Origin of the sequence: Vibrio sp. 10N.261.55.A7 (assembly GCF_002877365.1) — a bacterium.
Taxonomy (GTDB): Bacteria; Pseudomonadota; Gammaproteobacteria; order Enterobacterales; family Vibrionaceae; genus Vibrio.
Map to the genome: position 1 here is coordinate 1 of NZ_MCWZ01000096.1, position 14,075 is coordinate 14,075.

Sequence of the window (14,075 nt, forward strand, 5' to 3'; positions counted from 1 at the left end):
TTTGTGTATATCGCGTCTAAGTTTTTATTTTTATTATCAATTATAAACATATAAAGCTGAATATTTCCTATACTTGCAGTTGTACCGCTAGGAAGCTAAAGATACCGTACGCGTAGCCGATACAGTAAGCTAATCAACATAATAGTGAGAGGTAGTTGAGTGCAAAAATCTATGTCTGTTTATACACAGCGTTTGTTGCTAAAGCGGTTGGTTATATTTCTTTACTTCTGTTCTATTGCTCTCATCACATACACTCTCATTGTAGAGCACCATGTTGCTCGTTGGTTGTATCTTCTTTTTCCTTTATTGATGTGTTGCGCTTTCTTTTTAAAATCGACGCAACTAAAGATTTATTCTGCTATCGGATCTATGGCACTCATTTTGATTGGCGGTTATTTAGATCCGCTAGAGTTGGATGCGATTGAAGAGAGTTTTATTCTTTTACCTCTGTGTTACATCATTTTGTTTCCAGGATCTTTGTGGCCGATATCAACGGCTGTCCTGCTTATCATCAGTTATCTGATTAACCTCCCTCCGGAAGATTTTGACGAGTTCCTAGAAGACGCGATTGAGGTGTTGGTCATTACGACGTTCGCGAGCGTGATGGCGTATTACCAAAGTAAGTTGAGCGACCAAATGCAGCGCTATAAGCGAGACAGTCTCACCGATCAGCTCACTGGCCTTCCGAATCGAAAGTGTTTTTTTAATGATATGGAAGAAATAGAGAAAGGCGATTCTCAAGACTATGCACTCTTTTATATTGATCTCGATGGTTTCAAATCGGTCAACGACAGCCTTGGGCATACACAGGGGGACAAGTTGTTGACTGCATTTGCCGAACACGTTTCTAGTCTTCTGTTTGACTACAACAAATTTTATCGTGTCGGTGGCGATGAATTTGCCATCACGGTCAAAGGCGGCGACGATTTGGGTGACTTAATCAGTGAAACCGAGCACCAATTGAAATATGGGTATAAGCCCTCTTTCAAAATTGGAAATGTACCGCATAACTTAGACTATAGCGTTGGTGTAGCACTGCTTGAAGAGACCCAAAAAGACACCGATTTATGGTGTAAGAATGCCGATATTGCGATGAATAAGGCGAAGCTGAGAGGCAAGAACACTATTCAATGGTACGACATGGAATTGCTCGATGAAACGATTCGGGAATACCAGATCGAGAAAGAGCTTGGGCAAGCGCTTGGAAAAGAACAGTTGTGCTTAGCCTATCAACCGAAGGTGTGTTGTAAGGAAGATAAGATCATTGGTGTTGAGGCACTTATTCGTTGGATTCATCCTGAGCTTGGAATGATTCCTCCAAACAGCTTCATTCCTATTGCGGAGCGAAGCACTCAGATCATACCTATTGGACGATGGGTAATCGAGCAAGCTTGCAAACAGGCCAAAGAATGGGCTGATGCCGGGCAAAGTTATTGTGTTTCAGTTAACGTATCAACCGTACAATTTGTTCATGACAATATTTATCAAGTTATCTCTTCAACATTAATGTCGACGGGTTTAAGCCCTGAGCTACTGGAAGTGGAGATCACAGAAACCACCCTAATGACCCAACCGGAACAAGTGATCTCTGCGTGTGAGAAGCTGCGAGATCTGGGCGTTAAAGTTGCCATCGATGATTTTGGCGTAGCTTACTCATCTCTCAATTATTTAAAGCAACTCCCGATCGATATTTTGAAAATAGACAAGTCTTTCGTTGATGATTGTGTGACTGAACATACTGATCACATGTTAGTCAGAACCATCATTCAGATGGGGCATAACTTGGGAAAAACAGTGGTCGCAGAGGGGGTCGAGACTACAGAACAACTTCAACTTCTTAAAGGAGAAGACTGTAACATCTATCAAGGTTACTTCTTCTCGAAGCCACTATTTATTGAAGAGTTCAACGCTAAGTACATTTCAGGGTAGTGAGTTAGAGCGCTCGGCTGTTTTGACCAAGGCTTCATTTCTATTTTAAACGAAGAGTAATAGAAGCTAGTCTACTCATCTTTGAATCAGAAGAGCATCTATTGGCCTTTTGTCCCATCGATGGAGTTTGGTATCGTGTCGAGAGATAGGTCTGGTAAGTATCGACTGATCACCTCTTTGAGATGGTTTGGAGTGACGGGTTTAGAGATAAAGTCATTCATTCCCGCCTCATAACATCGCTTCTTATCCTCTACCACTACATTGGCGGTCAGCGCAATAATGGCAATATCGGTTGTCCATTTGCAACGTGCGCGAATTTGCTTAGTGGCTTCATACCCGTCCATTTCTGGCATATGGCAATCCATCAATATAAGGTCATATTCGTTGTTTAGGCATTTATCGAGCGCCTCAATACCATTGCTGGCGATATCAACCCCAAGCCCCATGTTGGTGAGCATGATTTGGACCACTTTTTGGTTAACGATGGTATCTTCGACAAAAAGAACGGTCTTGTTGGTTTGTATGGTCTCAACTGGCTCAGCGCTCGTCGAATTGATCATGCCTGCAGTAGGGAAGTCACAAATGTTGGGTAATGAAAATGGCAACGTCGCCAATGCCTGTTGTGAATTGTTCAGTTGAATTTCAAAGAAAAACTGGCTACCTAGTTCGAGTTCACTAATGACTTTAAGCTCCCCCTTCATTAAATGAACGATACTTTGACTGATCGCGAGCCCGAGGCCAGTGCCGCCGAATTTACGTGTGGTACTGCCGTCAGCTTGTTGGAACTTATCAAAAATATTACTGAGCTTGTCTTTGGCGATACCAATCCCTGTGTCTTTTACTGAAAAGTGAATCGTTGCTTGTTCTGCACCAAGCTCTGTTAACGTCACTGATAAACGTATCGAACCTTTTGGGGTGAACTTTATGGCGTTATTCAACAAATTACTGAGAACTTGAGTTAAGCGCACTTGGTCTCCTTCCAGTACCTTCGGAATGTTCTCATCAATATGGCACTCGAACATCAACCCCATCTGCTTAGCTTTGAGACTGTATAAATCCGCTTGCTGTTGAATCAAAGTTCGTAGATTGAAAGGTGCTTGCTCGAGTTCGAGATGTCCTGCCTCAATTTTAGAAAAATCGAGTATATCGTTGATGATATTAAGTAAGTTTTTTGAAGAGCTATCTAACACGCTTAGGTACTCAAGCTGCTTAGGAGAGCTAGTCAGGTCTTGCAATAGAGCGGAAATACCAATGATGCCATTCATTGGTGTACGAATCTCATGGCTCATGTTTGCGAGAAACTCACTCTTCTTCTGATTCGCGATCTCAGCTTTCTGCTTCGCCAATTCCATCTCATGGTAATTGAGCTCTAAGTGGTCGATACAGGCATTGTAATTATCTGATAACTCTACAACCTCGTCGTGAAACCATCGCTTACTCAAAGTAATTTTGCTTGGAATTGGCCCATTATTAAAGTCAGCCATCGCCTGGCTGATTTTCTTGATTGGTCTCACTACAAGTTTGAGTGCGATAAACAAAATACAGGTGACGATCAATAACGCTTCAATTGCTTTTATTAGTAAAATGAGCAGAAACTCATGAGTCAGTTGTTGATAGATGGGAGATAAGGATGTTTGTATATAAACGTCACCGAGGTGGAAATACTTTGAGCCAAAGTCATGCACCAGATCCCACCTTGTTTCAAGGTAATCCCCAGAAGTCATTTCTCCCAACTCTAAGATTGTTTCGGGCTCACTTCTACTTTGCTTCTGTGAGTTTGATGGGTTGCTGGTTATCGCGATGTAGTTGACATTTGGGTTTCTCAACAGTCCTGTTGCTAATACGAAAAGTTGTTCCCTGTCTTCTACCCACAGACTGCTGCTAAAGCTCGATAGGCTTGTATCTTCAAGCAACGCCAGTTCTTCATGCAGCTCTACCAGTTCACTCTTATAGGTTAGATAAGACTGAATGGTCGAATTAATAAGCGCTAAGACAATGCTCACGACAATGGTGTAAAGAACGAGTTGTCTGTCGATACCTAGATGACGTTGATTTTTCAAATCTCACCTCTTGGTCACTTTGCTTAGGTCGGGTCTTCAATATTCCAAGTACCATAAATAAGAAAGTTGTTTGTATGCAATAGGGTGCTAACTTTAAAGATAGCTACTATTAGTAAATAGTAAAAGCTCAAGGAAAATAACACGGCTTTTAGGAGTGACTATGATTAGGTCTTTATTGATGTTGGTACTGTTTTCTCTGGTGGCATTACCTGCTTGGTCGGCGATGCCAGTTAACTATTACGTGATAGCCAGTCAGGCGCAACCTTTTCAAATTGAAGAACAAGCGAATGAGCACCGGGGCATCGTAACCGACATTGTGAGGGCGATATTTGAAAGCTCAGAACATGAAATTATTTATCATACCTATCCGTTCAATCGCATGATTTCAATCTTGGAAGCGGGCGGTGAAGAAAACTGGATCACCTACGGAAGCCCGAATTGGGGAGGGGTTCAAGCCGAAAACTTATCAGAATTACCGATTTATACCGTTAAGCACTCCATCGTAATGAGCAGCGACAATCCGAGTCACTTTGTTGGCATGCACTCGGTTTCCGACAAAGGCATAGTGCTGTTGCGAGGCTTTGATTACGCCGAAATACAGCCATATTTTGATGACGGCTCGGTGACGGAAGTACGTGTTAAAGATTATCAAGCGGCTTTTCGTGTGATTTCAAAAATACCTGGGGAATTAGCCTTTGTCGAAATGGACTCTCGCGTGAAATATAACCTAGGAAAACTGGGGCTGAATGAAGAAGACTTTGCCATTCAATCATTCAGTTCGGTGATCAAAGATTATCCAATCTATCTGGCACTCTCTCCAACGATGGATTCAGATTTACAGGTGTATATTAATCAACGATTGAAACAGCTTAAAGAATCCGGTGATCTGGATAAGATTATTAGCAACTATATCTAACTAGGGTAAGCGTTTATTCAGAGCGATCTTCAAAATAGAGGAATGTTATATGGTGACTCTGTAACGTTTTATGTTGTGCTTTGACTGGCTTACTATCTTCGCATCTTCTTACACCCTGTTCTGACTCTTATGAATCAGAACAGGGTGTTTTTCATATCAGACCCTAGTCACAGCGTGTATTCACTTCTTGGTGCCATGCACTCGCGAGTCATTCCCACATTTACGGCCTACTTAATAAACGTAGCGTCGAACATATGGCCCAGTTTTTCCGCCTTCGTTTGTAAGTAATGGAGATTATGTGGGTTGTTCCCTTCTTGCAGAGCCACTCTTTCTGCTACAGGGATATTAGCGCCCTCAAGGGCTTTCACTTTTCTCGGGTTGTTGGTCATGAGTCGTACGGATGTGACCCCGAAATACCCCAACATTCCCTGACAAAATGCATAATCTCTCATATCGGCTTTGAACCCGAGTCTCTCATTTGCTTGTACTGTGTCTGCACCGTCGTCCTGAAGGTGATAGGCGCGAACTTTATTGGAAAGGCCTATTCCTCGGCCTTCTTGTCGAAGATAAAGAAGAATACCAGCACCCTCGTTGACAATGTTTTGAAGTGCACGAGAGAGTTGGAACCCGCAATCACAGCGAGCACTGAAGAGGGCGTCACCCGTGAGGCATTCAGAATGAAGTCGAATTAAAGGGGCGTTGACGTTACTGATATCGCCATAAACGAGTGCAAGGTGCTCTTTTTGCGTACTGTGCTCAACGAAAGCGTGCATTTTAAATTCTCCCCACTGGGTAGGAAGCTTAGCGGCATCAATGAAGCTGACCAAATTAAAAGGGGATTGATTCTTAAGATTGGCGCGCACATCCATTAATATTCGGCCGAGTTTATTTTGGCCATGACCGTCACCACCGTCACCCCAAAAATCGTCTTTGTGTGAATGCTCTTTTAACTCGGTCTCTCCAGTATTGACCAGATGAAATGCAAGTTTGTTATGTTGAGCAAATTTCTCTGCCACGATGAACTGCATGACCTCTTCGCGCGTTTCCATCCAGTTTGAGCGAACCTCATCTTGATACTCTCGGCTCAGCTGAAAAGCGATATCTGGAGATTCGGCTTTCCGGATTTTATCTTGAATTTTATTCGATTCGAATTTCTGTGCTTGATAGTAGTGTTCGCTTGAGGGCCAGTCGGTCCCTGCTACGTGAATGATGACTGGGTAGAAATTGGAAAGAAAACCATTTGAGTCGAAAGGTTCATAAAATAAAATTGAAGTACTCATAACAAACTGCTCCTAAGCCTAACTTTGCGCGAGTGAATAGAGCAAAGCTATCAAACTGGATCACCAACGAGTTGGACCGAATGCATATAACCTTGTTGTATATGCATGTGTATTAGTAAGGCTAGCTAGAGGGTTTCTGTACGTCAAACCCGCGCGCAGTGGGGGCGGATAGGAGGGAAAACTATTTAGTGATAGAAATATCAAAAAATCCGACAGAGAATTGCCGGATTTTGAATTACTTATCTTGGACACCTAATAACTAAAGAGCCACGGTTTCTGCTCTGAATTATTTATGCCGTTAGGTAGTGTTTCATGAACTGGGTGATTTTAGTTAAATCATCAACAGTGATGAACTCTTCTGTCGTATGAACTTTCGCCATACCGGTAGAAAGGTTCACAGTCACTAAACCTTTCTCATTGAAGTTGTTGGCATCACTACCGCCACCGGTTGGTTGAGCTTGAGGCTCAATACCTAGCGCTTCAAAAGATTCTTTAATCGAAACAATGTGCTCATGATTTTCTTCGATCACATACGCTTCATAAGCGCGCTTAGAATCTAGCTCAACTTCCGCGCCATGCTTATCCGCTGCGGCTTGGAAAGTGTCAACCATGTGGTTAACTTGCATGGTCAGTTTTTGGCCATTCAAAGAGCGCGCTTCCGCCACCACTTTAAGCTCAGGCATCACGATATTTGTCGCTTGTCCACCCTCTACCACACCAATGTTTGCTGTGGTTTCTTCATCAATGCGAAGTAGGTTCATGTTAGTGATCGCGTCAGCCGCAACACCAATTGCACTGATGCCTTCTTCTGGCGCTAAACCTGCGTGAGCAGGGCGACCTTTAATGGTGAAGGTCATCGATTGTTGGCCTGGTGCGCGGTTGATGATGGTACCAATTGGGCCACCTGAATCTAATACAATCGCTTTATTCGATTGAATGTAAGACATGTCGAAGTGCTTAGAGCCTTGCAGGCCACCTTCTTCATGTACTGTGAAAGCCAATTCAATTGTTTTATGGTCTAGGTTTTCTGCTTGAATACAACGTACCGCTTCCATGATTGCTGCGATGCCAGATTTGTCATCGCCACCTAAAATTGTCTCGCCTTTAGAGCGAATAACGCCATCTTCAATAATAGGTTCAATGTTGTTGCCAGGTGCTACGGTGTCCATGTGGCAGCTCAGCACAATGCTGTCGTCCAACTTACCTTCTAAACGAGCATAAACGTTAAAGCCATTTGAAATTTCTTCCGGTACAGGCAGTTTATGAACAGTGAAACCTAGTGTGCCCAGTTGCTCTGCCAACTCTTGTGCAATCTCTAATTCGAAGCGCGATTCGCTGTCGATTTTGATTAATTGGCAGAAGTGTTCAACCAGTCTTTCTTGGTTAATTTGAGTCATTTTTCTATCTCGCAAGGAACAGGAGCGGATACCTTAGCCTTGAAGCACGTCAAATAACACTGAGGTAAATCAAGAAACTGTCGACCTGTTTGTAAAGTGAGCTTTTGGTTTTTCTAGATTTGAATTGCATCACCCGCAAATAGCGATAAATGTAAATAAAATGTTGCATTGTAATGCTTTGGTTACTTTTGGTTTTGCGCTCTTTGTGTACGTTCTTCAGGTTGGTTTAAGAAGTGTGGTCAGTTCTATTTGATTGTTTCTATAGGATTTATTATTTCTCTCGTTATGCTCGATAACAACGGTTAAAAGTGCGACAAAGCGTGTGTAACATTTTCATTACATCTCAATGAGTCAATTTGGCGAAATCGTCATTTTTGCCAGAAGTTTCAGTTTTTTACTCGTTTCGCTCAAAGTTAGGACAAGCACTCAATCTTCAGTCTGTGGCTTTGTTTAGGCCGTCGACTCAACAGAGGTTTGAGAACATAACGCCAACTAAGCGCAATAGGGAAGGAGCAAGGAATGACGGTATCGACTAACCCATTAGGAACAGACGGATTTGAGTTCGTGGAATACACAGCAGCGAACGAAAAAGGGATACAGGATCTGAAAGCGTTGTTCAGTTCACTCGGGTTTGCTGAAGTCGCGAAACACCGCTCGAAAGAAGCGTGGCTCTATAGACAGGGTGATATCAGTTTCATTGTGAATGCACAGCCGCACAGTCAAGCGGAAGCCTTTTCGAAAGTGCACGGCCCGTCTGTATGTGGAATGGCGTTCAGAGTACAAGATGCGGGGGCGGCAATGTCTCATGCACTTGAGAATGGTGGAAAAGAGTACATTACGGAAATTGGCCCGATGGAGCTCAGTATTCCGGCGATTTACGGTATTGGCGAGAGCTTACTGTATTTTGTCGATCGCTACGGCAGCAGTTCTATCTACGATGTGGATTTTAAATTCTATTCAGATGCCCAAGCGCGTGTGGCTGAAAAGCAGGTTGGCCTGTATGAAATAGACCATTTAACCCATAACGTGAAACAAGGTCACATGGATGTCTGGTCAGGGTTCTACGAACGCATAGGGAACTTCAGAGAGATTCGCTACTTTGATATCGAAGGCAAACTGACTGGGCTGGTTAGCCGTGCTATGACTGCGCCGTGTGGGAAAATACGAATTCCAATTAATGAGTCTTCGGATGATAAATCGCAGATAGAAGAGTTCATTCGAGAATACAACGGAGAAGGTATTCAGCATATCGCGCTTTCTACTGATGACATCTATACCACGGTTAAAACTTTGCGAGAACGTGGCATGGATTTCATGCCAACCCCTGATACTTATTACGAAAAAGTGAACGACCGAGTGGAAGGCCATCAAGAAGATCTGGATCTATTGAAAGAGCTGAGAGTGTTGATTGATGGTGCCCCGATGAAAGACGGTATTCTTTTGCAAATCTTTACTCAAACCGTTATTGGCCCCGTGTTTTTTGAGATCATTCAGCGCAAGGGGAATGAAGGATTTGGAGAGGGTAACTTCAAAGCGCTCTTCGAATCGATTGAAGAAGATCAGATTCGCCGCGGGGTATTAAACGATGCATAAATGGATCACGTTTCCCCATAGGGAAGGCGTGTGCTCCAAGCAAGCGCACGCTGATTTTCCAGAAGAAGCCATTTATGAGCGCGAAGCGGGTCGAGAAGGCTTTTTTGGCCCCGCAGCGCACTTTCATCATCAACACGCTCCGACGGGTTGGAGTGAATGGGAAGGCGAACTACGACCACGCGCCTTCAACTTTAATCTTGTAGAAAAAGCCGCGCATATATCGCCTTGGTCTGTACCAAATTTGTTGCACAACGCCGATTGCAAGATTCGCATTTGGAAGCTGCGTGACAACATGGACTTTTTAGTGCGCAATGCCGATGGAGACGAACTGCTTTTCATTCATCAAGGTGAGGCGGATCTCTTTTGCGATTATGGGCATTTATCCGTGAGTGAAGGTGATTATGTCATGATTCCTCGTTCCACCAATTGGCGGCTGGAGCCCAAAGGTGAGATGTTTGTTCTGATGGTTGAAAATACAGGCTCGGCGTACTCTCTGCCTGAAAAAGGGCTGGTGGGCAATCATGCGGTGTTTGATCCTGCAGTGCTTGAAGTACCGTCCATTAATGATCATTTTAAAGCCCAATACTCGGAACAATCGACGCAAGTTCAAATGAAACGACACGACCAAGTCAGCGTGATCACGTATCCATTCAACCCACTCGACGCAGTTGGATGGCATGGGGATCTCTCAGTGGTGAAGCTCAACTGGCGTGATATTCGCCCATTGATGTCGCATCGTTACCACCTTCCACCGTCGGCTCACACCACGTTTGTTGGCTCAGGGTTTGTGGTGTGTACGTTTGTGCCAAGACCGATAGAGAGCGATCCTGGTGCACTTAAAGTGCCGTTCTATCATAACAATGACGATTACGATGAAGTGCTGTTTTACCACGCAGGCGATTTCTTTAGCCGAGACAACATTGAAGCAGGAATGGTGACGTTTCACCCTGCAGGCTTCACTCATGGCCCTCACCCTAAAGCCTTCCAGGCGGGCAGAGAGTACAAAAAGAAATTCACCGATGAAGTCGCTGTGATGATCGATACTCGCAATGCGCTCAGTTTTTCTCAAGAGGCGCAACAAGTTGAAAATAAAGAGTACGTGTACAGTTGGAAAGGCTAGTCCGATTTGTTTCTCATTAACTTTTGTTTCTCAATAACAATGGCATTGGATGAGTGCGGATAGCATCATGAATAAGGAAATAGAATGAAATTAGCAACGCTTAAAAACGGGACTCGAGATGGGGCACTAGTGGTCGTCAGTCGAGATCTTTCACGGTGTGTCTCTGTAAACGATATCGCGTCGACTATGCAGCAAGCGTTAGACAATTGGGCGCCGCTGAAACCTCGTTTGGAAGAAGTGTATTTGGCGCTTAATACAGGCGTATTAGCCGGTGAGCAGCCATTTGAACAAGATGAGTGCGAATCTCCGTTACCTCGTGCGTTTCAATGGGCGGATGGTTCAGCGTATGTCAATCATGTAGAGCTTGTTCGTAAAGCGCGAGGCGCGGAAATGCCGGCAAGTTTCTGGACAGACCCTTTGATGTATCAAGGAGGATCGGACGCGTTTATTGGGCCAAGAGATGATATTCCACTCGGCAGTGAAAAGTGGGGCATAGATTTTGAGGGTGAGGTCGCCATCATCACTGGCGATGTGCCAATGGGTTGTGACTATGAATCGGCGAGTCACTCTATTCAGCTTTTGATGCTGGTGAATGACGTCTCGTTGCGTGGCTTAATACCTGGAGAGCTTGGTAAAGGTTTTGGTTTTTTCCAATCCAAACCCTCGTCGGTGTTTTCGCCAGTGGCTGTCACGCCCGATGAATTGGGCGATGCATGGCAAAGCAATAAGGTTCACCTGCCATTGCGCTCAACCTACAATGGGGCGTTGTTCGGCAATCCAAATGCTGGCGTGGATATGACGTTTGATTTTGCCGAGCTCGTGATTCATGCGGCGAAATCGCGACCGTTATCAGCAGGGGCGATCATTGGCTCTGGTACGGTGTCCAATAAGCAAGGCACCGAGTTTGGCACTGCGATTTCAGAAGGCGGTGTTGGCTACTCGTGCATTGCAGAGGTTCGTATGATTGAAACCATTCGTGATGGAAAGCCCAGCACGGCCTTTATGCGATTTGGAGACACAATCAAAATGGAAATGCTTAACGGCAGTGGCGAGAGTATTTTTGGCAGCATCGATCAACAAGTGGTGCGTTACTCATTCAATGAAACATAGCTAGGTGGGTAAAATGTCGGAAACGATTCTTTACGGTTATTGGCGCTCCTCTGCGGCTTACCGAGTCAGGATTGCGCTGAATTTGAAAGGCATTGAGTATCAGCACCGTTCGGTACACTTGGTTAAGAACGGGGGAGAGCAACACGCGGAACATTTTAAGAGTATCAACCCTAATGAGCTGGTACCGGTGCTGGTGGATGGTGATGTGCAGCTCAACCAGTCTTTGGCGATCATTGATTATCTCGACGAATATTACCCTGAGGTTGAAATCACACCGACAGACGTCAAAATTCGGTATCTCGTAAAGTCACTGGCGCAAGACATCGCGATTGATGTTCACCCGATCAACAATCTTCGGGTTATGCAGTACTTAACCAAGAATTTCGACACCGACGAGAATCAAAAACTCGACTGGACACAACACTGGATGACGGTCGGTTTCACTGCGCTAGAGAAGAAGCTTGTGGCGGTGAGTGGTCGATACTGTGTTGGGGATACGATTACGCTCGTCGATGTGTGCTTGATTCCTCAGATTTATAATGCCAAACGCTTTGGCCTCGATTTAGCGTCTTACCCAACGATAGGGCGCATTGTCGACTCTTTAGAACACCATCCAGCCTTCATTGCCGCCGCGCCTGAGAATCAGCCTGATGCAGAGTAGTAGGATGCGTTTAAGATCTGTCAGAGCCTTAACGAAAACAGCCCCTTAAATTGATAAGGGGCTATTTGCTGTGTGCTGTGTCGAGTCATTCAAACTAAATCAAAGCTAATGATCTTGAATGAACTGAACATTCAGATCGTCTGGCAGTTGACTTTTATTCGTGTAAATACGCTCAAAGTCAGACAAATGGGCCACCTTCACTGCGGCGAATCGCCCCCATTTACTTGCATCAGCGACGAGCCAGCTTTGTCGACTATTACGAATGATCGATTGCGACAGATCGGCTTCCAGTTGCTCGTGCTCCATTGAAAATTGACTGTCAGTGACCGAACCACAACCGACAATGCCGATATCGGCTTCAAAACCGGCAAAGAAATTCAATACGCTATTCCCAACTAAGTCTTGATGCTCTCGTCTTAGCAAGCCACCCGCCATGTATACCTCAATTGATTCGTTCGCTTCGAGAATCTTTGCCACTTGTAAGTTGTTCGTGATAACGCGTAGGGCGGATTTTGTGAGCAAATACTGAGCAATTCGAGTGACCGTTGTACCTATCCCCATCATAACTGTCGAACCATCAGGAATGGCATCGGCAACGGCGATAGCAATGTGATCTTTGGTATTTGATTCCACTTCCGATCGAAAACGATAACTGGTGTTGGTGAGCGTGGCCGGTAAACTGACGCCACCATGCACTCGACGAGCCAATCCTTGCTCACACAAATGGTTAACATCGCGGCGAATCGTTTGGGTTGTCACCGAGAACAAATCAGCGAGGTGATCGATCTGTACATCTTGATTCGCTTTCAGTGTAGAGAGTATCTGCTTTTGACGGTCATTCAATTCCATTGAGGGCTCTTTAAAATTTGTTCGGCATATCCGTGATGATGTAATCAACGCCTAACTGGCGAAATTTCTCTGCTTTTTCTGGCGCGTTTAACGTCCAGATTTTTAGAATCAGTCCTGCATCCTTAATCTGCTTCGCGATTGAAGCATCCAGTATCTGATGGTCGATATGAACGCTAAAGCAATCCAGCGGAGCGATTGAGTCTAGGCTTGCGTCGTTCCAAACTTCACAAATAAAGCCGCGTTTTACTTCTGGCATGATCGATTGGCAGATCGTCAGTGCCTCTTTACTAAAGCTAGAAAATAGCAGTTTGTCGATTGGGTAGTGCTTACGTTTTACTAAAGCAACGACCTGTTCAACTAAGTCTGTGATCGTTTTGTCGTCATAGGTCTTGAGCTCTAGGTTAAGTGTTAAATCAAGCTCTACACATTTATCGAGCGCTTCTTCCAACGTTGGAATCGCTTCGCCAACAAAGTCTTCACTAAACCAACTGCCTGCATCAAGCGACTTCAATGTTGCAATGTCCAAATCCGAGATCCTTCCTTTGCCATTCGTGCAGCGGTTGACGGTCTTATCGTGGAAAACAACAGGCACATTGTCTGCGCTGAGTTGAGTGTCAATCTCAACCCAACTTGCGCCTGCTTTAGCGGCGGCTTCAATACTGGCCAATGTGTTTTCTGGCGCTAGCGTAGCGGCACCGCGGTGTCCTGTGATCATAGTTTTCTCTTAATGTTCATTTGAAAATTAAAGCGACAATATATCGGGTTTATTGCATTTTTATGATAATGCGAGCGCTGTTCTCGAAATGAGACAATAGACCATAATATACGCATATCTTATGTATTTGAGCCGATAGTGAGAGCTAATTCTCACTCTTGTGTCTTGAAATGGCTTAGTGTTCAAATTGACAATGTAAATGTTCATATGAATGTAATAATTACTTTGCATACTCTACGCAACTTAGTACCACCCATTATACTCAAACAATAAATAGCCATTATAAGGTGACGAGAAATGAAAAAGCTAATAGGAACGGTAATCACGGCAGCAGCTCTGCTGGTCGGCTGTGGACAAGCGGAACAACCGGAGTCTGCCGCGACAGTCGAGCCGATCAATATCAACATGAGTTTAGTGTTCACGCAAAACGAACTGCTGACTCAAG

11 protein-coding genes and 1 pseudogene are annotated in these 14,075 nt (G+C 44.4%); 7 read left to right on the top strand and 5 right to left on the bottom strand.

Translation table 11 applies throughout. The features are described 5' to 3' along the window. The first annotated feature begins 171 nt into the window (after nucleotides 1-171). A complete protein-coding gene (locus tag BCU12_RS07080) occupies nucleotides 172-1,929 on the top strand; it encodes a GGDEF domain-containing phosphodiesterase (RefSeq protein WP_102403647.1) in 1,758 nt (585 codons plus the stop codon). Between the two features lie 98 nt (nucleotides 1,930-2,027). On the opposite strand, the gene BCU12_RS07085 is transcribed toward BCU12_RS07080, so the two are convergent. Continuing rightward, on the bottom strand, nucleotides 2,028-3,989 hold the full coding sequence (locus BCU12_RS07085; protein ID WP_102403648.1) for an ATP-binding protein: 1,962 nt from the start codon (nucleotides 3,987-3,989) through the stop codon (nucleotides 2,028-2,030). Between the two features lie 163 nt (nucleotides 3,990-4,152). On the opposite strand from BCU12_RS07085, the gene BCU12_RS07090 reads away from it, so the two are divergent. Beyond that, nucleotides 4,153-4,905, top strand: a complete 753-nt coding sequence (locus BCU12_RS07090) for an ABC transporter substrate-binding protein (protein ID WP_198599275.1) — start codon at nucleotides 4,153-4,155, stop codon at nucleotides 4,903-4,905. A gap of 227 nt (nucleotides 4,906-5,132) precedes the next feature. Here BCU12_RS07090 and ribA read toward each other — a convergent pair whose 3' ends face one another. Further along, nucleotides 5,133-6,185, bottom strand: coding sequence for a GTP cyclohydrolase II (gene ribA / locus BCU12_RS07095; protein ID WP_102403650.1), 1,053 nt, complete (start codon nucleotides 6,183-6,185; stop codon nucleotides 5,133-5,135). 290 nt (nucleotides 6,186-6,475) lie between these two features. Next, nucleotides 6,476-7,582, bottom strand: a complete 1,107-nt coding sequence (locus BCU12_RS07100; RefSeq protein ID WP_102403651.1) for a M20/M25/M40 family metallo-hydrolase — start codon at nucleotides 7,580-7,582, stop codon at nucleotides 6,476-6,478. Nucleotides 7,583-8,101: 519 nt separating this feature from the next. On the opposite strand from BCU12_RS07100, the gene hppD reads away from it, so the two are divergent. From hppD to maiA, 4 genes are all read left to right on the top strand, one after another. After that, nucleotides 8,102-9,175, top strand: coding sequence for a 4-hydroxyphenylpyruvate dioxygenase (gene hppD / locus BCU12_RS07105; RefSeq protein ID WP_102403652.1), 1,074 nt, complete (start codon nucleotides 8,102-8,104; stop codon nucleotides 9,173-9,175). Beyond that, entirely contained in the window at nucleotides 9,168-10,295 is a 1,128-nt protein-coding gene (locus BCU12_RS07110; RefSeq protein ID WP_102403653.1) for a homogentisate 1,2-dioxygenase, read from the top strand. Before hppD ends, BCU12_RS07110 begins: the two co-directional genes overlap by 8 nt. A gap of 84 nt (nucleotides 10,296-10,379) precedes the next feature. Continuing rightward, nucleotides 10,380-11,405 carry a fumarylacetoacetate hydrolase family protein gene (locus BCU12_RS07115; RefSeq protein ID WP_102403654.1) on the top strand — a complete coding sequence of 342 codons (1,026 nt, stop codon included), beginning with the start codon at nucleotides 10,380-10,382 and terminating at the stop codon, nucleotides 11,403-11,405. A gap of 13 nt (nucleotides 11,406-11,418) precedes the next feature. Continuing rightward, nucleotides 11,419-12,066 carry a maleylacetoacetate isomerase gene (gene maiA, locus BCU12_RS07120; RefSeq protein ID WP_102403655.1) on the top strand — a complete coding sequence of 216 codons (648 nt, stop codon included), beginning with the start codon at nucleotides 11,419-11,421 and terminating at the stop codon, nucleotides 12,064-12,066. Between the two features lie 105 nt (nucleotides 12,067-12,171). On the opposite strand, the gene BCU12_RS07125 is transcribed toward maiA, so the two are convergent. Both BCU12_RS07125 and BCU12_RS07130 read right to left on the bottom strand, forming a co-directional pair. Next, entirely contained in the window at nucleotides 12,172-12,915 is a 744-nt protein-coding gene (locus BCU12_RS07125) for a DeoR/GlpR family DNA-binding transcription regulator (RefSeq protein WP_102403656.1), read from the bottom strand. A gap of 10 nt (nucleotides 12,916-12,925) precedes the next feature. Next, a complete protein-coding gene (locus tag BCU12_RS07130) occupies nucleotides 12,926-13,630 on the bottom strand; it encodes a glycerophosphodiester phosphodiesterase family protein (RefSeq protein WP_102403657.1) in 705 nt (234 codons plus the stop codon). A gap of 297 nt (nucleotides 13,631-13,927) precedes the next feature. Here BCU12_RS07130 and BCU12_RS23590 point away from each other — a divergent pair. Next, nucleotides 13,928-14,075: pseudogene (locus BCU12_RS23590) on the top strand (C4-dicarboxylate ABC transporter); the annotation flags it as partial.